Genomic DNA, 18,831 nt, shown 5'->3' with positions numbered 1-18,831 from the left:
TCCATAGCCCGCGCCCCGGTCTGGACGGACTGTCGCGACCTGGTACAATCCACACAGACCCGGTGCCCGGAACGTACCGGAGCCGGTCCGGCGCCGCTCGGCTCAGGGGAACGCCACGTCCACCCGGAGGCCGATCGTCGCGTCCTGCTGGAGCGTGGTGTCGTAGAGCGGCACGCGCACGTCGAGGCCCGGCCGGACGCGCCCGAGGTCGAGCGTGGCCCCGAGCAGGGCGGTGGCGTCGGCCTCGAACACACCGACCTCGCGGAGACCACCAAAGCGTCCATCCGTGAGCGTCCGCCGGGTCAGGAATCCACCGCTCAGCGTTGCCCGCCCGAGCGCGGCGTCGAGGCCGATGGAGCCGCCCAGGGCGAGGTCGACGCCCGAGTCGGTGTTGTCGCCGGTCGGCACGAGGAGGGCCGGCTCCACCCGCGCGCGGACGCGCACCCGGTCGCTGAGCATCGGGGCCACCGCGACGCTCGCCGACGCCGTGAACGTGTCGGGCAGGTACGCCTCGAACCGTTCGACCTCGGTCGCGAGGCCTGCCTGCCACCCCTGAGCGATCGCGAAGTCGCCCGTCGTCGACAGCGGAAGCCGGACGCCCGCCCCCAGCGTAACGTCCCGGCCGGACTGCACCTCCACCCCGAGGTACGGATTGCCAAATGCGATGTCGTCCAGGTCCGCGTCGCGAAGGGTCGGGTCGATGTCGAACACCTCCGGGTAGTCGTACGACACGTACGCGAACGGCACCTCGCCCACGACCGTCAGCAGGTCGCCCACTGGCACGCGCGCCGCGAGCAGGACCGACATCGACAGGGTGCTGATCTTGAACTCACCGACCGGGTTGCCCTGCTCGTCGATCGCGAGGAACGACGGATCGTCGCCGACCGCGGTCAGCACGTCGACCGAGAACGTCGGGCTGTCCGCCTCGATGGCTCGCCAGCCGGGCTGGGCGGCGGCGGCAGAGGTCAGGGCGAGGGCGAGCAGGACGAGACGCATGGTCTGAGGAAGGAAAGGGGCGCGAACCTACCCTCTGTTTTCCCCCGGCCGATGTGCGGACCGTCCGAAGTGCCCTGCCACCCTCGCGGCATGGTCGGCGAATGTGCCCGCCGTTCCGAGATCCTGTCCGGCAGTCTCTCCCTTGCGGAACAGCAGGATCGGTACCCGCTCGCGCGTGTGGTCCGTGCCTGGGTAGGTCGGATCGTTGCCGTGGTCGGCGGTGAGCAGCAGCACGGCCCCGTCGGGGAGCGCGGCCTCGAAGGCCGGGAGCGCGGCGTCGACCTCCTCCAGCGCAGCCGCGTAGCCTGCCGGGTCGTTGCGGTGTCCATAGAGCTCGTCGAAGTCGACGAGGTTGGTCCAGATGAACGTCGGCACGTCCGCCTCGGTGACCGCGCGGATGGCGTCGAGAGTTTTCTGGATGCCGTCCGCGTTGCCCGCCGTCTTGATCTCCTCGTCCACCCCGGCGCCCCCGAACAGCGCCGCGATCTTTCCAACGCAGACCGTCCGCACGCCTGCGTCCTGGAGGTCGTCGAGCAGCGTCGGCGCGTGGGGCAGCAGGGAGAGGTCCTTCCGCTTGGCCGAGAGCCGCTCGTAGGCGCCCGGCTCGCCCGCGAACGGCCGCGCGATCACCCGCCCGACCGCGTGCTCCCCGACCATCACCTCGTCCCGCGCGATCTGGCACATCCGGTACAGCGCGTCCAGCGGGATCGTGTCGACGTGCGCTGCGACCTGGAAGACGCTGTCGGCGGACGTGTAGACGATGGGCTGGCCGGTCCGCTGGTGCTCCTCGCCGAGCGCCGCGATCACCGCCGTGCCGGAGGCGGGCGCGTTGGAGAGGATGCCCTCGACGCCCGCCTTCCGGCAGAACGCGTCGACCACGTCCGGCGGGAAGCCGTCGGGGTAGGTCGGGAAGGGCGTCTCCAGCACGAGCCCGGCGAGCGCCCAGTGGCCGGTCGTGGAGTCCTTGCCTGCGGCGCGCTCCGTGAGCCGTCCCCACGAGGCCTCGGGCGGCCCCGCCGCGGGCAGACCATCGACGAGGTGGCCGAGCCCCCAGCGCGTCAGGTTGGGAAGCGCGGGGCGTTGCTGGCGGATGACGTGGCCGAGCGTGTCGGCGCCAGCGTCGCCGTAGGCGTCGGCGTCCGGAGCATCGCCGACACCGGCGCCGTCGAGCACGATGGTGACGAAGAGAGGAGCGGGCATGGCTGGGTGCGGAGGTGCGGAGGTGCGGAGGTGCGGAGGTGCGGAGGTGCGGAAGGTGAGGGTTTCCGCCCGACTTCGCCACCGAGGCGGGCGAAGTCGCCGGAATTTGCTCGCCGACGTGGATCCCTCCTGGCTTCCCCGGCATCCCTCCCTCTCGCACCCCGCCCCCTCTCTTGAGCCTCCCCCCGATCCTCGCCATCGAGACCTCCTGCGACGACACCGCCGCAGCGGTCTGGGCGGACGGGCGGCTGGCGTCGAGCGTCGTCGCGGGGCAGCGCATCCACGAGCAGTTCGGCGGCGTCGTGCCGGAGCACGCGAGCCGGGCCCACGAGCGGCTCATCGTGCCGACGATCCAGGCCGCTCTCGACGAGGCCGCACTGACCATCGCCGACCTCGGCGCCGTCGCGGTCACGGTCGGGCCGGGATTGGCCGGGTCGCTGCTGGTCGGGCTGAGCGCAGCCAAGGGCATCGCCGTCGGCGCAGGCATCCCGCTGATCGGCGTCAACCACCTGGAGGGGCACGTCTACTCGGTGATGATCGAGGCGCCGCGTCCGCCCCTGCCGTTTCTCTGCCTGACCGTCTCCGGCGGCCACACGCTGCTGACGCTCGTGAAGGAAGGCTTCGTCCACGAGGAGTTGGGCCGGACGCGCGACGACGCGGCGGGCGAGGCGTTCGACAAGGTGGCCAAGCTGCTCGGCCTGCCGTACCCCGGCGGCCCCCCCATCGACCGCCTCGCGGCCGAGGGAGACCCGGCGTTCCTGGACCTCCCCTCCCCTCGTCTCGGCCCGAAGGGGCGACGCGGCAACGCGCTGTTCGACCTGTCGTTCTCCGGCATCAAGACCGCCGTCCGCTACTGGATCGCCGACCTCGGGGACGAGACGGACGCGGTCCTCGACGCCCACCGCGCCGACGTGGCGGCCTCGTTCCAGCAGACCGTCGTGGACGCGCTGGTGACGGGCGTCCGCCAGGCGGTCGAGGAGACGGGCGTGCAGGCGGTGGCAGTCGTCGGCGGCGTCTCGGCCAACCGCGGCCTCCGCGCCGCCATGACCGAGGCGGGACAGGCCGATGGCTTCGAGGTCTTCATCCCGGACCCCGCACACTCGGTCGACAACGCAGCCATGATCGCGGTGACGGCCGCTACCAAGTGGGCCGCGGGCGAGGTCTCGGACTTGAGCATCGGGGCGACCCCCAGTCTGGCGCTGTAGCGCCGGATTTGCCATTCCTCAGCCATCGGGTCGGTGGAGCACGGCGATTTTGCGGTCCATGCTCGCGCTCGTCGTCTTGGTCCTCTCTGTGCTCGCGGCGCCCGCCGAGAGCCTCGCCGAGGTGCCCCCGGCGGTCCAGGCGGAGTTGGTAGTGTGGGCGGACTCCGGGTGCTGCGGTGAGCTCAGCGAGGCCGACGCATCGCACCCCTGCGCGCCGGGCGAGTCGTGCCCGGACGCCGGCGGGTGCTGCGCGTGCGTCTCGTGCTGCAAGCGGGTGGCGAACGCCCCCGTCGCCTTGCGTCCTGTGGCGAGCGAGAACGCGACCACACACGTGCTCCCGTCGGGGAGGCGTGCAGGCACCGAGGAGGTCGGTGCCGTCTGGCATCCGCCGCGGGGCTGACCGGCGTCTCCACGACGGCCGGGCGCGCCGCGCCTGGTCCCCGCCGCTGTTTGCCTGACCTGCGCCACGCCGCCCTCGGGGTCGGTGTGGCCGTCCCCCCCGATCCCATGTTCGCGTTCTTCCAGACCCGCCTCGGGCCTGCTCTCTTCGTCCTGCTGGCCCTCGCCGCCAGCGCCCCCGCGTCCGCCCAGCATGCCGTCTCGGTCCGCGTGACCGACGAGCACGAGGGCACGCCGCTTTCCGGCGCGACCGTCGTCGCCGACACCGACCCGCCGACCGGGGCCTCCGCCGGTCCCGACGGCATCGCCCGCCTCGCCGACCTTCCTTCGGGCGACCGCACGCTGACGGTCTCGTTCGTCGGCTACGAGCCCGCCACCGTCCGCATCACCCTGCCTCGGACCGACGACGCGCCCGTCGAGGTGGCGCTGGAGGAGGACGAGGAGTCGCTCGACGACGTGGTGGTGGCTGCCACGCGGACGAGCCGCACCATCGCGGCCCTCCCCACGCGGGTCGAGACCATCGCGGGCGAAGAGATCGACGAGAAGGTGTCGATGGACCCGTCCAACATCACGATGCTGCTCAACGAGTCGCCGGGCATCGCCGTCCAGCAGACCTCCGCGGTGTCGGGCAACGCGTCGATCCGCATCCAGGGACTCGACGGGCGCTACACCCAGCTCTTGAAGGACGGCTTCCCGCTCTATGGAGGCTTCTCGGGCGGGCTGTCGATCCTCCAGGTCCCGCCGCTCGACCTCCGCCAGGTAGAGGTCATCAAGGGCCCGGCCTCGACGCTCTACGGCAGCGGCGCCATCGCGGGCCTCGTCAACCTCGTCTCCCGGGAGCCTCGCCTCGGGGCGCCGGAGCGGTCCGTGCTGGTCAATGCGACGAGCGCGGGCGGCGTCGACGTGGGAGCCTTTCTCGCCGGTCGCGACGCGCGCTACGGGTACACGCTCCTCGCCTCGGCGAACGGGCAAAGCGCGTACGACGGGGACGGAGACGCCTTCACCAACCTCCCGAGGACGCGGCGCATCACGGTCGCCCCGCGCCTCTACGCCTACCTCTCGCCCCAGACGACGCTGTGGGCCGGCCTTTCGGGAACGGCCGAGGACCGCCAGGGCGGCGACCTCGCCGTGATCGAGGACGGCGCCGACGGGTACGTGGAGCGGAGCGAGAGCGTCCGGCTCACGACGCAACTCCGGTTCGACCACGCGCTCTCTGAGGCCGTCACGCTGACGGCCAAGCAGAGCACGACCGCGTTCGACCGCCGCCTCGCGCTTCCGGACTACCGGTTCGAGGGGTTCCAGGTCGCGACCTACGCGGAGGCGTCCGCGCTGATCGACCACGACGCGCACGATGTGGTGGTCGGCCTCGACCTCCGCACCGACGCCTTCGACCAGCGCGACGCTGTCGGGCCGGAGCTGGACGACGAGCAGCTGACGGTCGGTGTGTTCGTGCAGGACACCCGCGACCTGGGCGACCGGCTCTCGGTCGAACTGGGCCTCCGCGGCGACTGGCACGACACGTACGGCGCGTTCGTGCTGCCCCGCGCGTCGGCGCTCCTCCGCCTGACGGAGGACGTGGACCTGCGGGCGACCGGCGGGCTCGGCTACCAGGCGCCGACGGTCTTCCTGGAGCCGTCCGAGAGCCGGGCGTTCCGGGGCGTGCTGCCGCTCGACGAGACGGTCGAGGCCGAGACCTCGGTGGGTGGCACGGTGGACCTCAACGTGCAGACGGTGCTGGGCGGCCGCGTCACGCTTTCATTCAATCAGGCCGCCTTCCTGACCCGCCTCGACGACGCCCTGGTCCCGGCCGGCGACGCCGCGCCCGGCTTGCTGCGCTACCGCAACGCTGCCGGGCCGGTCCGCACGCGCGGCCTGGAGACCAACGCACGCCTGGGCCTCGGCGACCTGAAGCTGTTCCTCGGCTACGTCCTCCTCGACGCCACCGAGGCGGGCCTGGCCGACGGGAACGCCCGCCGCGCCATCCCGCTCACGCCCGCCCACAAGACGTACTCCATCCTGGTGTGGGAGCGTCACGGGGAAGGCCGCATCGGGCTGGAGGCCTACTACACAGCCCCCCAGACGCTGCCCGGCGGCGAGCGGACTTCCGGCTACTGGGTGACCGGCCTCATGGGCGAGTGGCGCGTCGGCCCGGCGCGCGTGTTCCTCAACCTGGAGAACCTGCTCGACACCCAGCAGACGAACTACGGTCCGGTGGTGCTCGGCGCCCGCACCTCGCCGACGTTCGCCGAGATCTGGGCACCGACGGATGGGTTCATCGCCAACGGTGGCGTGAAGCTGTCGCTCTGAGGCACGCAGCCTCGGCGGCCCCGTCGTAGGGGCCGCCGGGGCCGGGTTGCCCCCCGAAGCGGGGACGTAGAAGACTGACCCCGGACGTAGGGTCGCCCGTGGACACCTCGCTCCCGATCACCGAAGCCACCGCAGGCCGATGCGGACCTCTCGACCCGGCACCGGTAGCCCGGCCTGGGGTAGCGCCTCGGCGTCGAGCGCGTTGTCGACGCGGGCGAAAACGTCCAGCACGCCGCGCCGCGCCTGCCATCGATGGCCGACCTGTCCCCCCACGAGGAGGGACGCCGGCAGGTCGACGGTCCCGGTCGAGGTGAACGAGACCGCCCGGCCGGTGGCCAGCGCCTCGGCGGCCCAGGTCCACCCTTCGGCCGGGAGCGCGGAGACGGCGAGACGCGCGAGGGCCTCCGGGCGCTCTGCGATCTCCACCTCCTGCCCATCGGCCAGGACGCCCCGGAGTGCCAGGACCGTCGCGCTGCCGTCGAGCCGGGCCGACCGGCCCAGCCGCAGCCCCACCCCACCCTCGACGCCGACCGCGTGGCTCCCTCCCAGGTTGACCCGTCGCCGTCGACCGTCGGGCAGCACCTCCTGCTCGATCGCCCCGCGCGTCCGGCGAGCGAAGCCTGTGGCCCATCCCGAGGCTCGGCGCCCCGCGGTTTCCGCACCGACCTCGGCCTGCCAGGTCGTCTCGGGACCCAGGTCCGGGTTGAGGGCGAAGCGGCCCAGGGCCTCACCATACAGTTCGCGCATCGTCGGGAACCGTCCGCCTCGCGAGAGGCCTGCGTGTGCCCGCCCTCCCCGGATCGGCACCTCGACGCGGGCGACGAGCCCGGCCAGACCGAAGCCCTGCCCCGTAGGGCGCCCCGCGGCCTCGACAGGCGCGAACCCATCCCAGGACACGCCGAAGAGAGCCGTCGCCGCCCCCACCACTCGCTCACCTTCGACACCCAGCCGCACCTCTGCCTCTCGAAACCGCTCGGTCGGCGCCCCCTCGGCGACTTCGGTCTGCCGGTGCGCCGACGCCTGGCCCCACCCGATGGCTCGGAGGGTGCCCAGTGCCCCGACCGTCTCGACCACCGCCCGAGCACCGACAGTGTCGTCCGCGTCGCGCTGGCCACCGGTGCGCTGACTGTAGGTAGCGTCGTCGAACTGGTGGATCGTCTGTCCGAAGGTGCTCGCCCACGCCGTCGCGTCGAGCGCGGCGCCCGGGGCGGGCGTCCGGGCGCGGACGACGAGCGTGGTGTGGCGCCAGTCAGGGATGCGCCAGTACCGCACGCGGTCTACGTCGGGGTCGAGGTGCCCTTCGGGCGGAACGCCCTGCGCAGCGTCGAGGTGGAGCAGCGTGACCGCGACCTCGATGTCAGTCCGAGGCGCGTAGACGACGCGAGCGAGCGCGCTTCCGGCCCGGCGGTCCGAGTTGGTCCGCCGCGACGCATCGGGCTGGCTGAAGGCCAGCTCTCGGGCGAGCGCAGCCCCCTGGCTGGCCATCCCGTCGACGGAGAGGGTGCCGCTCCATGCCCCTCGCCGACGCAGGTACGTGGCAGCGAAGCGGCCTCCGACGGGAAGCCTGCCGCTCGCTTCCACATCGGTCATCGAGCCCGCCGACGCGCGTTCGCGCGGCACCAGATCGAGCGCCCCGCCCGTCGTGTTCGGGCCCCACACCAGAGAGGCCGGCCCGCGCACCAGGTCCAGGCGCCCAATCACTCCGGCCGGGACGAGGGCCAGGTCCAGGCGCCGGTCCCACGGGACGGTCATCGGGGCCCCATCGAGGAGCACCGTGCTCTGCCGCTCCCCAATGCCTCGGACGTGCAGCAGCGTCTCGCCACGAGAGTTGATCGTCGCGATGGCTGAGGGGACCAGGCGGGCGAGGTCGGCGACGCTCTGCGGGGACCGCGCGATCACGTCTGCGACCGGCACCCGCTCGACACCGGCCCGGGTCCCCGCCTCGCGGACCACGACCTCGTCCAGCCGTGGCGTGCCAGCGCTCCACGAGCTGTCGGCGACTTGCGCCGCGAGCGGGGATGCCCAGAGACTCAGCAGGATGGCCCCGCTCCAGAACCGACGCGCCATGACCGAAGACTACGACCGAAGGGCAGCCACGCCGAGGCCGTCGGCAGCGCCTGGAGATCCCGACTGCGTCCGCCTCGGCGGCCCCGTCCGCGGGTCCTCCGAGGTGGGGTCAGTGGCCGCCCGCGACCGCCAGCGCACCCGGCTTGTCGTGGACCGCGAGGCGGTCGAAGAGCGACTGGCTCTGCTCGTTGAGGCCGACGATCTCCACCTCGACACCGCGGCGGCGGAACCGGAGCACGGCTCGGTCGATGGCGTCCACCGCCGAGCCGTCCCAGACGTGGGCCGCCGACAGGTCGAGCACGACGAGATCCACATCCTCCTGGAAGTCGAACGTGTTCAGGAAGCCCTGGACCGTCACGAAGAAGAGTGAGCCCGTGACCATGTAGGTGTGCGTCCGCCCGGCCGGGCCGTGCGTCTCCTCGACCTCCATGAAGGCGTGGTTGGCCACCTGGCGGGCGAAGAACAGCGCGCTCAGGATCACGCCCGCCAGCACGCCGATCGACAGGTCGTGCGTGATCACGACCGCCGCAACGGTCACCAGCATCACGAACGACTCGGACTTGGGCGCCCTCGCGAGCGACGAGATCGAGCCCCAGTCGAACGTGCCGATCGACACCATCACCATGACGGCCACGAGCGCGCCCATCGGGATCAGCACGAGCCAGTCGGAGAGGACCAGGATGAACAGCAGCAGGAACGCGCCCGCCGAGAACGTCGACAGCCGACCGCGCCCGCCGGACGACACGTTGATGACCGACTGGCCGATCATGGCGCAGCCCGCCATGCCGCCGAAGAAGCCTGTGATGACGTTGGCGATCCCCTGGCCGCGCGCCTCCCGGTTTTTGTCGGAGTCCGTGTCCGTCCGCTCGTCCACGATCTGGGCCGTCAGCAGCGACTCGATCAGGCCGACGAGCGCGAGCGCGAACGAGACCGGGAAGATGATCGAGAGCGTCTCCCAGGTCAGCCCGACCGCGGGGAGCGAGAAGAACGGCAGTTCGGTCGGCAGCGCCCCCATGTCGCCGACCGTGTTGAGGCCCCAGCCGCCCGACAGCGTCAGGCTCACCGCCGTCAGCGCGACGATGGCGACGAGCGGCGACGGGATGGCCGTCGTGATGCGCGGCAGGCCGTAGATGATCGCCAGCCCGGCGGCCACGAACGCGTACATCATCCAGCCCTGGCCCGCGAACTGCGGCAGTTGGGCCATGAAGATCAGGATCGCCAGCGCGTTCACGAACCCGACCATCACCGCCTTCGGGACGAACTTCATCGCCCGCCCCAGCTTGAAGGCGCCGAACGTGAACTGGATGATCCCGGTCAGGATGGTCGCCGCGAACAGGTACTCCAGCCCGTAGTCGCGAACGAGCGTGATCATGAGCAACGCCATCGCGCCGGTCGCCGCCGAAATCATGCCCGGCCGGCCGCCGACGAACGAGGTCGTGACCGCGATCACGAACGAGGCGTACAGCCCCACCTTCGGGTCCACCCCCGCGATGATCGAGAAGGCGATGGCCTCGGGGATGAGCGCGAGGGCCACGACGATGCCCGCCAGCAGGTCGGCGCGGACGTTGCCGAACCACTCCTGTCGGAGCGTGGCGGGATCGAGGGAGGCGGGCAGGCGGAGTGTCAAGCGGACTCAGGGTTGCGTCGAAACAAAAAGGACCCGCGCACCGGGCGCAGGTCCTGAGGGCGGGCACCAATCGTGCCGCGCGCCTGAAAAATACGGTCTCATCGGGCCTTCTGGCGATTCGAGGCTCGTCTTCTCCCGACCTCTGCGCCGGAAGCCCTTTCGGTTCACGGCACCCGCACACCCGGCCCCACGCACCCGCTCACGGGGCAGGCGCGCTCACGCCGCTTCGGCAGACTCTTCCAGTCGGGTGGCCAGATCGTGCCCCAGGTACCGGTCGATGGCCGCGTGGGCGACATACACCAGCGGCGTGATGGCGACCGCGATGCCCACCTTGTAGCCGTAGTTGAACAGCGTGATCGCGACGATCTCGCCCAGCGCCAACTGCCCCGCGAACGCCACCGTCAGCACGACGAACGTGTCGATGAACTGCGAGCCCAGCGTTGAGCCCGTCGCGCGGAGCCAGAGGTGGCGACCGTCGGTCCACTGGCGGAGGCGGTGGAAGAGCGCGATGTCGACCAGTTGCCCGATGACGTACGCCACGAGGCTTCCCACTATCACGCGCGTCGTGGTGCCGAAGACGGCCGCGAACGCCGCGTCGGGGACCGGCGAGAGGGGCGCCGTCGGCATCGCGAGCGCGATCTGGAGCAGGCCGAACGCGAACACGACCATCGCCAGCCCCACGTACGTCACGAACCGGATCCCGGCCGTGCCGAAGTACTCGTTCATCACGTCGGTCACGATGAACGTGACCGGGAACGCGATCACGCCTGCGGTCATGACCACGCTCTCGAACTCCACGCCCAGGATGCGGAGCGGGACCGGCAGGTCGAACGCGGTGAAGAACTTGCCCGCGGTCACCTCCGCGATCACGAGCGCCGTCAGAAAGACGGCCGCGCAGACGACGTAGACCTTCTGGGGGCGGGTGAGGACGCTCATGCGGGGAGTCTACCAGCACCCGGGTGTACCAGAGACGCCGGGCTGCCTCCACCTCAGCGCCAGGCGGGCGCGGTGCTCGCGTCCCGGCGCCGAACGCTACTTCGCGATAGAGACCGCGCGGACCTCGCGGATCACGGTCACCTTGATCTGGCCGGGGTACTCCATCTCACGCTCGATGCGGCGGCAGATGTCGCTCGCGAGCGACTCCGCGACGGCGTCCGACACCTGGGCCGTGTCCACCATCACACGGATCTCGCGGCCTGCCTGGATGGCGTAGGCCTGGAGGACGCCCTCGAAGTCGGACGCGATCTGCTCCAGCCCCTTGAGACGCTGCACGTAGCGCTCCAGCGCCTCGCGGCGGGCGCCGGGCCGGGCCCCCGAGGCGGCATCGGCCGCCTGCACGATGGGCGCGATGGGCGTCGCCATGGGCACCTCGTCGTGGTGCGCGCCGACGGCGTTGGCCACGTCCGGGTGCTCCTTGTAGCGCCGCGCCAGCTCCATGCCCGCGATGGCGTGCGGCTGCTCCAGGTCGCCCTCGATGACCTTGCCGATGTCGTGGAGGAGACCGGCGCGGCGGGCCTTGCGCGCGTCCAGCCCCAGTTCGGCGGCCATCAGCCCGGACAGCTTGGCCACCTCGATGGAGTGGTGGAGCAGGTTCTGGCCGTAGCTCGCCCGGTACTTCATCCGCCCGACGAGCTTGACCAGCTCGGGGTGGAGGCCGTGCAACTGGAGCTCCAGCGCCGTCTGCTCGCCGACCTCCATGATCTCGGTGTCGATCTCTTCGCGGACGGCCTCAACCACCTCCTCGATACGCGCCGGGTGGATCCGGCCGTCGTCCAGCAGGCGGATGAGCGAGATCCGGGCGACCTCGCGGCGGACCGGGTCGAAGCCGGACACCAGCACCGCGTCCGGCGTGTCGTCCACGATCACCTCGACCCCTGTGGCGGCCTCGAACGCGCGGATGTTGCGCCCCTCGCGGCCGATCACACGGCCCTTCATGTCCTCGCTCTTGAGCGGCACCGCCGAGACGGTGTGCTCGATGGTAGCCGTCGCGGCGAGCCGCTGGATGGCCTTGAGGATGACCTTGGTGGCCTCGCGCTGGGCCGTCTCGCGGGCGCGGTCGCGGGCGTCCTTGACGGCCCCGGCGGCCTCCAGCTTGGCCTCGCGCGTGAGTTCGTTGACGAGCCGCTCGCGTGCCTCGTCGCGCGACAGGTCGGCAGCGCGCTCCAGCTTGCCGAGGTGCTCCTCCACGAGCCGGTCGAGGCGGGCCGTCTCCTCGGAGAGCCGCGCGTGCAGGGCCTCCACCTCGCGCTCGCGCCCGGCGATCTCCTGCTGGCGCCGGCCGACCGTCGTAGCCAGCCCCTGGACCTGCTCGCGGAGGGCGTCGGCCTCGGTGCGGCGTCGCTCCGCGGCGGCGGTGAGCGCCTCGACCGCCGCCACGGCGGTGTCGAGCGTCGTCTCGCGGGCGGCCAGCCGCTTCGTCTTCTTGTCGATGCGGAGGCGGGCGGCGTCGAGCTTCTCACGGGCTTTCTGGTGGCGCTCTTTCACCTCGGCGACGCGCTGCTCCAGCCGAGCGCGGCGCCGACGGGCCTCCTCCCGCGCGGTCGCCAGCTCGGCCTGCGCAGCGTCGGCGCGCTCCTGGAAGCGGACGGCCTCGGCCTCGGTGCGAGCCGTGAGCGCCTCAGCGCGCTGCGTCGCGTCCTCGAACGCCGCCGCCGCGGTCCCCCCTCGCCCCACCCGCGCGCCGACGAACCCCACGGCCAACGCCAGGACGACACCGAGGGCAGCGAGGGCGAGCGTGAGCGGGTCCATCGGGGCGGGGGGACGAGGGAGACGGGCCGAAACGGTGCGACGCGAGCGCCCCGGACCGGTCGCCGGGGCGCTCGCACGCGGACCCGGCCATGGCCGTCGGCAATCGCCGGCGGCGGCTCGGGTCGAACAGAGGCACCAGCCTGCAGCGCTTGGACGAGAACCTTGCTCGTCTGACAATGTGGGGGCTCCTCAGACCCTCTCGCCTTCCGCGGCCCGAGGCGAAGCCTCGGAGTCTCGCCCGGCGAACCGGGCGGGAGTGCGGTCTGATGGTCAGGCCCTAAACAGAGCCCCCGCGGTAAACGCTGTTCAGGTTCCCATGCGGTGGCTACAAGCCGGTGAGCGTGCGCCGAGGGAGACCCCCGGTGCGCGCAGACCCAATATCGCCCCGCCCCGTGCGGCGTTCCGAGAGAGGCCGCGAATTCCCCAGCCGTCAGGCGTCGTCGGAGCGGTCGGAGGGGATTCCGGCCAGCGCGTCGTCGAGGCGGTCGGCCAGAGCGGCCGACTCGATCTCCAGGCGAGCGCGGAGACGGTCGGTCTCGGCGCGGGCGGCGTAGAGCTCCTCGGCCAGTTCCAGCGCCACGAGCACCGCGTGCGTCATGTCGGGCTGCGAGGGAAGCTGCTGGCGAAGCCGCCGCAGCCGCTCGTCGACCCGGGCCGCGAGGTGGACCGTGTAGTCCTCGTCCCCGGGCGCCACCCGCAGCGGGTAGTCGCGGTCGAGGATCCGCACGCGGACCGAGACGGGGTCGGCGGTGCTCATCCGTCCGAGGGGCTGCCGTCGCCGCCGGGCTCGTCGGCCTGGAGGAGGCCGTCGACGAGGTCGATAAAGCCCTGCACGCGCGCCTTCAGCGCGTCCGGGTCGTCGCCGTCGCCGAAGCGGAACGACGGGGCGCTCGCAGGCCCGTCCTGGAGCTCGGTGACGCGCCGCGCCAGGTCGGCGTTCTCGGCGCGGAGCCGCTCGATCTCGCGCACAGCCGCCTCCACACGGTCGCGGAGGTGACTCAGCGACCGCCAGTCGGGGCGGGACTCCGGGCGTGCCGGGTCGGCCTCGGACGGGGCGGTGGGCTCCATGCGCGGGGGCGGGGACGCCTCAAGATAGACATGAACCGACGCCGGGCATCCCCCAGTCGGTGCCTAGCGCCGTCGGCGTAGCCGAGCCCCCCCGCCTCGGCGCCGAGGTGGGGCGCGGAGACTGAGGTCGGCGCCGAGCTAGCCTCGCACGAGCGGGACGAAGAGCACGTCGTTGAACGTCTCGTCGGCCAGCGCCTCCGAGCCGGTGCGGGTGATCCGGTGGAGGACCTGCTGCGTCGGCGGGCCGACGGGGATGAGCAGGCGCGCGTCGGCGCGGCCGGGTGCGGGAGCGCGGAGCTGGTCGGTCAGCTCAGTGGGGACGGTGGGGCCGCCCGCCGTGACGATGATGGCGTCGAAGGGGGCGAGGGCGGGCCAGCCGTAGGTGCCGTCGCCTGCCTGCGTGCGGACGGTCAGCCCGAGGGCCTTCAGCACGGGGGTCGTCTTGCGGAGCAGCTTGGCGTGGCGCTCGATGGAGAACACCCGTGCGCCGAGCGTCGCGAGGATGGCCGCCTGATACCCACTCCCCGTGCCCACCTCCAGCACGCGGTCGCCCGGCTGGACGGCCAGCAGCTCCGTCATCCGGGCGACGGTGAACGGCTGCGAGATGGTCTGGCCCTCCCCGATGGGGAGCGCCACGTCGTCGTAGGCCTGCCGGTGGAGGCCGTCGTCAGGGATGAAGCGGTGGCGCGGCACCTGCGCGACGGCGTCGAGCACGCGCTCGTCGGCGATGCCCTTGTCGCGGAGGTCGCGGACGAGGCGCCGGCGGAAGGCGGCGGCCTGGCGGTCGGTCAGGAGCACGGGAAAAGCGGCATCGAGGACGGGCGAGACGGCGGGCTGTGGTGCGTAGGGTGCGTGGCGCAGGCCGGACGCACACCACGCACCACCCACGCCGGTCTGGCGTGTCGCAGGAGTCCCTTCATCATGTCGCGTCGGCCGGGGCGGACTCGTCGGCGGCCGCTGTCTCGCGGCGGTCGGGCGAGAACGCGTCGAGCAGGCGCTCCTCCACCTGGGCGAGGCTGAGGCCCACGTCGAGGCGGCCGTTCTCGGCGACCGAGATCTTGCCGGTCTCCTCGGAGGTCACGATCACGAACGCGTCGGTGCGCTCGGTCAGGCCGACGGCGGCGCGGTGCCGCAAGCCGAGGTGCGGGTCGAGGCCGCGGGCGTCGGAGACGGGCAGGATGCAGCGGGCGGCCTCCACCTTTTGGCCCTGCACGATCACGGCGCCGTCGTGGAGCGGCGAGTTGGGGAAGAAGATGGCCGTCAGCAGGTCGCGCTCGACGTCGGCGTGGATCTGGGTGCCGGACTCGATGTAGTTGCGCAGGCCCGTCGACCGCGCGAAGGCGATCAGCGAGCCGACGCGGTCGCGGCTCATCTCCTGGATCGCCCCGATCACCTCGTCGGTGATCTTCTGCCGGGGCGGCTGCGTCACCAGGCGCCGCACGATCGGGTTGCGGCCGAGGAGGAAGAGCGCCTGCCGGATCTCGGGCGCGAACAGAATCAGGACCGCCAGCACGAACACGTCCCCGACGGCCCCGAAGAGCGTCGTCAGCGTCGTCAGGCCGACCGCGCGGACGACCTCGTTGACGGCGTAGAGGCCCAGCAGCGCGACCGCCACCTGCACCGCGATGGTGCCGCGAATCAGGCGGTACACCTGGTACACGAGCACCGCCGTGATGGCGATGTCGAGTAAGTCCAGCCAGCGGACGGGCACGAAGCCGATCCGAAGGCCCTCCTGCAGGAGCAGCGCGAGGGTCCCGGTCACGAGCGGTCCGACGGTTGCGCGGCCTCCAGGGCCGCCTCGATCACGCGCAGCACTTCAGCCGTCTCCCGCACGTCGTGGGCGCGCACGATGCGGGCGCCGCGGACGACCGCCAGCGCGGCCAGCCCGAGCGACCCGTAGAGCCGCTCGCCGACCGGCGCGGGCGCACCGGGCGCACCGAGCACGGCGCCGACGGTGCTCTTGCGCGACACGCCGACCAGCACCGGCCAGTCCTCGGCCACGAGCCGGTCCACCTCGGCGATGAGCCGGAGGTTCTGGGCGACCGTCTTGCCGAAGCCGACGCCCGGGTCCACGACCACGTCGGCCACGCCTGCAGCGTGGGCGCGAGCGACCGACTGGCGGAGCGAGGCGATCACGTCGGCCGTGACGTCGTCGGAGTAGGTCCCCGCCGGGGCCGAGCCGCCGGTCTTCTGGAGGCCGTGCATGACGATGAGCGGCGCGCCGTACTCGGCGGCGGCGGCGGCCGTCCCCAGCCCCTCGCGGAGGCCGGTCACGTCGTTGACGAGGTGGGCGCCCGCGCGGAGCGCCTCCCGAGCGACGGCGCCCTTCGTGGTGTCGACCGAGACGAGCACGTGCGGCACCGCCTTCGCGATGCCCGCCACGACCGGCACGACCCGCTCCAGCTCTTCGTCGAGGCCGACGGGCCGGGCGCCAGGCCGCGTCGATTCGCCACCGATGTCGACCAGCGTCGCGCCCGCCTCGGCCATCGCGGCAGCACGGTCCACGGCGGCCTGCACAGAGCCCAGTTGCCCACCGTCCGAGAAGGAGTCCGGGGTGACGTTGAGGATGCCCATCACGTGCGGCCGGTCCAGCACGAGCGCCCGCCCCCGGCAGTCCAGGGCCGAGACGGTCGGACGGGGAGGGACGAGAAGCGACATAGGGCGGAATGGGGCACGACGAAGCTACGACGGTACGCCCCCTGCCCCGAGCGACTGGAACCCCCGGGCGTTCATCCCACGTACACATTCCCGCGGTCCGTGGTAGACTGATCGCTCCGCCGTCCTGCCGCTCCCCTCTGCGGCCCCACCCGACCCCACCGCTCCCGCCCTTCGTTTCCCCAGCCGCCCCCCGGGCTGCCGCCATGTACGTGCCTCGTAGCCAGCAGATGCTGGATCAGTACCTCCAGGAGATCGGGCAGATCCCGCTCCTGACGCCCGAGCAAGAGGTCGATCTCGCCAAGCGCATTCAGGACGGAGACGAGGACGCCCTCCACCAGATGGTGCGGGGCAACCTCCGCTTCGTGGTCTCGGTGGCGAAGAAGTACCAGGGCCAGGGGCTCTCGCTCAGCGACCTCATCAACGAGGGCAACTACGGGCTGATCAAGGCGGCCAACCGGTTCGACGAGACGCGCGGCTTCAAGTTCATCAGCTACGCCGTCTGGTGGATCCGGCAGGCCATCCTCCAGGCGCTCGCCGAGCAGGCGCGGACCGTCCGCCTCCCGCTCAACCGCATCGGGACGATCTCGAAGATCCGCAAGGCGTCCGCGCGGCTGGCGCAGACCTACAAGCGGCCACCCAACATCGAGGAGTTGGCCGCCGAGCTGGACCTGCCTCCCAAGAAGATCGAGGACGCCCTCCGCCACCAGTCGCGCTCGCTCTCCGTCGACGAACCCTTCGGCGATGAGGACGACAACAACCTCCTCGACGTGCTCGCCGACGCAGCCGACGTGGCGCCGGACGACGAACTGGTCGGCGAGAGCGTCAAGTCCGACATCGAGCGGGCACTGTCGCGGCTGGCGCCCCGCGAGGCCGAAATCACGCGCCTCTACTTCGGCATCGGCCGCGAGAACCCGATGACGCTGGAGGAGATCGGACAGGAGTACGAACTCACGCGCGAGCGCGTCCGCCAGATCAAGGAGAAAGCGCTCCGGAAGCTCCGCCAGAAGGGCCGCCGCCAGGAGCTCCGCGGCCTCATCGACGAGTAGCGCGTGGGGCGACGGCCAGCGTCGCGCCGGGTCCACGACCGAGTGAAGGTCCCAGGCATCCGCCAGCCCGGACCGCCTCGGTGTCGAGGTGGATGCTCTGAGGCCTGTCTGGCTAGGAAGCGCGCATCGGGATGCCCCTCCGGCCTGGCCCGAGATCGGCCGCTGCGCCCGATTCACCCGGCACACCCGCGCGAGGCGTCGGAGCTTAGCGTCTCTCCCCCCGACGCCCCGTGCCCGACCTCCCCTGGTGGCGCGCCCACCGCGACGCCCTCCTCGCCCTCGCCGACCAGCGGACGCCCCGCTACGTCTACCACCTCGACACCGTCCGCGACCGCGCCCGTGCGCTCCAGACCCACGTCCGCGCAGACCGGTACCTGTATGCCGTCAAGGCCAACGGCCACCCCGACGTGATCGGCGCGCTGGCCGCCGAGGGGCTCCGGCCGGAGTGCGTCTCGTGGGACGAGATCGCCCACGTCCGCGCCCTGCGGCCTGCGCTCGACCCGGCCGAGATCCTCTACACGCCCAACTTCGCCCCCCGCGCGGAGGTCGCCCGCGCCCTCGCCGAGGGGGTCCGGGTGACGATCGACAATGCCTCTACGCTCGATGCCTGGGCGGACGTATGGCGCGGTCACGACGTGTTCGTGCGAGTGGACCCGGGCGTCGGCAAGGGGCACCACGCGCACGTCCGCACCGCCGGGACGGCGTCCAAGTTCGGCGTCGACGCGGCCGACCTCGGGGCGCTGGCCGAGCGGGCTCGCGCGTTGGACGTGCGCGTCGTGGGGCTGCACGCCCACGTCGGCTCCGGGGTCGACGAGACCGACACCTGGGGCGAGACGGCCCGCATCCTGGCCGCCCACGCCGACGCCCACTTCCCGGACGCCCGCGTGCTGGACGTCGGCGGCGGGCTGCCCGTGCCGACGGGGGGCGCGGCGCCGTTCGACCTTGCCGCAGCGGGCCGCGCGCTGGCCGCCTTCCGCACCGAGCGGCCCGAGTTCCAGGTCTGGGTCGAGCCTGGCCGCTACCTCGTCGCCGACGCCGGCGTGCTGCTGGCGCGCGTCACCCAGGTCAAGCGGAAGGGCGACGTGCGGTACGTCGGGCTGGACACCGGGATGAACTCGCTGGTCCGCCCCGCGCTCTACGGCGCCCACCACGACATCGTCAACCTGTCCCGCCTCGGCGCCGAGGCGGAGGGCGTGGCCGAGATCGTCGGGCCGATCTGCGAGACGGGCGACGCGTTCGCTCACGCGCGGCCCTTCCCGCACGCCGAGGAGGGCGACGTGGTCGTGATCGGTACGGCGGGGGCCTACGGCGCGGTGATGGCGTCCAGCTACAACCGCCGGGCGCCCGCCGAGGAGGTGGCGATGTGACCCGGGAGCTTCCGACCACCTCGTAGCGCGCTTCGTCACGGGTGCCCCCGGTGCAGGCCTCCCCCCTGAATGAGGACTGAGGCCTATCCGGCGAGCGGGTGTCGTCCCGACCATGGTGGGACTCCTACCCGCTCTCCCTGGCC

At 72.2% G+C, this 18,831-nt stretch carries 16 protein-coding genes; 5 read left to right on the top strand and 11 right to left on the bottom strand.

The features are described from left to right. Positions 1 to 102: 102 nt before the first annotated feature. Positions 103 to 996: a hypothetical protein gene (locus tag B1759_RS13520; RefSeq protein ID WP_095515592.1), complete on the bottom strand. Its 894-nt coding sequence runs from the start codon at positions 994 to 996 to the stop codon at positions 103 to 105. Positions 997 to 1,023: 27 nt separating this feature from the next. Next, a complete protein-coding gene (locus B1759_RS13515) occupies positions 1,024 to 2,196 on the bottom strand; it encodes a phosphopentomutase (protein ID WP_095515591.1) in 1,173 nt (390 codons plus the stop codon). A gap of 173 nt (positions 2,197 to 2,369) precedes the next feature. Between B1759_RS13515 and tsaD the strand changes: the two genes are divergently transcribed. Genes tsaD through B1759_RS13500 form a run of 3 tightly spaced genes read left to right on the top strand, consistent with a single transcriptional unit; the run spans position 2,370 to position 6,107 of the window. After that, positions 2,370 to 3,401 (top strand): tRNA (adenosine(37)-N6)-threonylcarbamoyltransferase complex transferase subunit TsaD, encoded by a 1,032-nt coding sequence (gene tsaD, locus B1759_RS13510; RefSeq protein WP_095515590.1) that lies wholly within the window; start codon positions 2,370 to 2,372, stop codon positions 3,399 to 3,401. Positions 3,402 to 3,459: 58 nt separating this feature from the next. Further along, positions 3,460 to 3,801 carry a hypothetical protein gene (locus B1759_RS13505; RefSeq protein ID WP_095515589.1) on the top strand — a complete coding sequence of 114 codons (342 nt, stop codon included), beginning with the start codon at positions 3,460 to 3,462 and terminating at the stop codon, positions 3,799 to 3,801. Positions 3,802 to 3,851: 50 nt separating this feature from the next. Next, the gene (locus B1759_RS13500) at positions 3,852 to 6,107 is read left to right on the top strand and encodes a TonB-dependent receptor (RefSeq protein WP_143537385.1); all 2,256 of its coding nucleotides are present in this window, start codon (positions 3,852 to 3,854) and stop codon (positions 6,105 to 6,107) included. Positions 6,108 to 6,224: 117 nt separating this feature from the next. Here the strand turns inward: B1759_RS13500 and B1759_RS13495 are convergent, their stop codons facing one another. The 9 genes from B1759_RS13495 to folP all read right to left on the bottom strand — a co-directional run bounded on the left by B1759_RS13495 (position 6,225) and on the right by folP (position 16,275). Beyond that, a complete protein-coding gene (locus tag B1759_RS13495) occupies positions 6,225 to 8,174 on the bottom strand; it encodes a TonB-dependent siderophore receptor (RefSeq protein ID WP_095515587.1) in 1,950 nt (649 codons plus the stop codon). 109 nt (positions 8,175 to 8,283) lie between these two features. Beyond that, the gene (locus B1759_RS13490) at positions 8,284 to 9,801 is read right to left on the bottom strand and encodes a SulP family inorganic anion transporter (RefSeq protein ID WP_233134420.1); all 1,518 of its coding nucleotides are present in this window, start codon (positions 9,799 to 9,801) and stop codon (positions 8,284 to 8,286) included. A gap of 216 nt (positions 9,802 to 10,017) precedes the next feature. Next, positions 10,018 to 10,737, bottom strand: coding sequence for a queuosine precursor transporter (locus tag B1759_RS13485; RefSeq protein ID WP_095515586.1), 720 nt, complete (start codon positions 10,735 to 10,737; stop codon positions 10,018 to 10,020). Between the two features lie 96 nt (positions 10,738 to 10,833). After that, positions 10,834 to 12,549, bottom strand: coding sequence for a ribonuclease Y (gene rny / locus B1759_RS13480; protein WP_095515585.1), 1,716 nt, complete (start codon positions 12,547 to 12,549; stop codon positions 10,834 to 10,836). Positions 12,550 to 12,979: 430 nt separating this feature from the next. Then, positions 12,980 to 13,306, bottom strand: coding sequence for a cell division protein ZapA (locus tag B1759_RS13475; protein WP_095515584.1), 327 nt, complete (start codon positions 13,304 to 13,306; stop codon positions 12,980 to 12,982). Beyond that, positions 13,303 to 13,617: a septum formation initiator family protein gene (locus B1759_RS13470; protein WP_095515583.1), complete on the bottom strand. Its 315-nt coding sequence runs from the start codon at positions 13,615 to 13,617 to the stop codon at positions 13,303 to 13,305. Before B1759_RS13470 ends, B1759_RS13475 begins: the two co-directional genes overlap by 4 nt. A 138-nt stretch (positions 13,618 to 13,755) precedes the next feature. Beyond that, positions 13,756 to 14,409, bottom strand: a complete 654-nt coding sequence (locus tag B1759_RS13465) for a protein-L-isoaspartate(D-aspartate) O-methyltransferase (protein ID WP_095515994.1) — start codon at positions 14,407 to 14,409, stop codon at positions 13,756 to 13,758. Between the two features lie 127 nt (positions 14,410 to 14,536). Continuing rightward, complete coding sequence (gene cdaA / locus B1759_RS13460) at positions 14,537 to 15,379, bottom strand: diadenylate cyclase CdaA (protein ID WP_198948881.1); 843 nt, start codon at positions 15,377 to 15,379, stop codon at positions 14,537 to 14,539. Then, complete coding sequence (gene folP / locus B1759_RS13455; protein ID WP_095515582.1) at positions 15,376 to 16,275, bottom strand: dihydropteroate synthase; 900 nt, start codon at positions 16,273 to 16,275, stop codon at positions 15,376 to 15,378. Before folP ends, cdaA begins: the two co-directional genes overlap by 4 nt. Positions 16,276 to 16,478: 203 nt before the next feature. Between folP and B1759_RS13450 the strand changes: the two genes are divergently transcribed. Both B1759_RS13450 and B1759_RS13445 read left to right on the top strand, forming a co-directional pair. Then, positions 16,479 to 17,321, top strand: coding sequence for an RNA polymerase sigma factor RpoD/SigA (locus B1759_RS13450; protein ID WP_095515581.1), 843 nt, complete (start codon positions 16,479 to 16,481; stop codon positions 17,319 to 17,321). A gap of 230 nt (positions 17,322 to 17,551) precedes the next feature. Continuing rightward, complete coding sequence (locus tag B1759_RS13445) at positions 17,552 to 18,688, top strand: alanine racemase (RefSeq protein ID WP_095515580.1); 1,137 nt, start codon at positions 17,552 to 17,554, stop codon at positions 18,686 to 18,688. Positions 18,689 to 18,831 lie beyond the last annotated feature (143 nt).

This window comes from Rubrivirga sp. SAORIC476, from assembly GCF_002283555.1.
Taxonomy (GTDB): Bacteria; Bacteroidota; Rhodothermia; order Rhodothermales; family Rubricoccaceae; genus Rubrivirga.
This window is presented reverse-complemented; position numbering and strand designations above follow the sequence as displayed.

Excerpts from the sequence above, each read along its gene's own strand:
- B1759_RS13470 (WP_095515583.1), bottom strand. The coding sequence starts at position 13,617 with ATGGAGCCCACCGCCCCGTCCGAGGCCGACCCGGCACGCCCGGAGTCC.
- rny (WP_095515585.1), bottom strand. The coding sequence starts at position 12,549 with ATGGACCCGCTCACGCTCGCCCTCGCTGCCCTCGGTGTCGTCCTGGCG.
- B1759_RS13485 (WP_095515586.1), bottom strand. The coding sequence starts at position 10,737 with ATGAGCGTCCTCACCCGCCCCCAGAAGGTCTACGTCGTCTGCGCGGCC.
- B1759_RS13495 (WP_095515587.1), bottom strand. The coding sequence starts at position 8,174 with ATGGCGCGTCGGTTCTGGAGCGGGGCCATCCTGCTGAGTCTCTGGGCA.
- folP (WP_095515582.1), bottom strand. The coding sequence starts at position 16,275 with ATGTCGCTTCTCGTCCCTCCCCGTCCGACCGTCTCGGCCCTGGACTGC.
- B1759_RS13520 (WP_095515592.1), bottom strand. The coding sequence starts at position 996 with ATGCGTCTCGTCCTGCTCGCCCTCGCCCTGACCTCTGCCGCCGCCGCC.
- B1759_RS13515 (WP_095515591.1), bottom strand. The coding sequence starts at position 2,196 with ATGCCCGCTCCTCTCTTCGTCACCATCGTGCTCGACGGCGCCGGTGTC.
- B1759_RS13505 (WP_095515589.1), top strand. The coding sequence starts at position 3,460 with ATGCTCGCGCTCGTCGTCTTGGTCCTCTCTGTGCTCGCGGCGCCCGCC.
- B1759_RS13475 (WP_095515584.1), bottom strand. The coding sequence starts at position 13,306 with ATGAGCACCGCCGACCCCGTCTCGGTCCGCGTGCGGATCCTCGACCGC.
- B1759_RS13450 (WP_095515581.1), top strand. The coding sequence starts at position 16,479 with ATGTACGTGCCTCGTAGCCAGCAGATGCTGGATCAGTACCTCCAGGAG.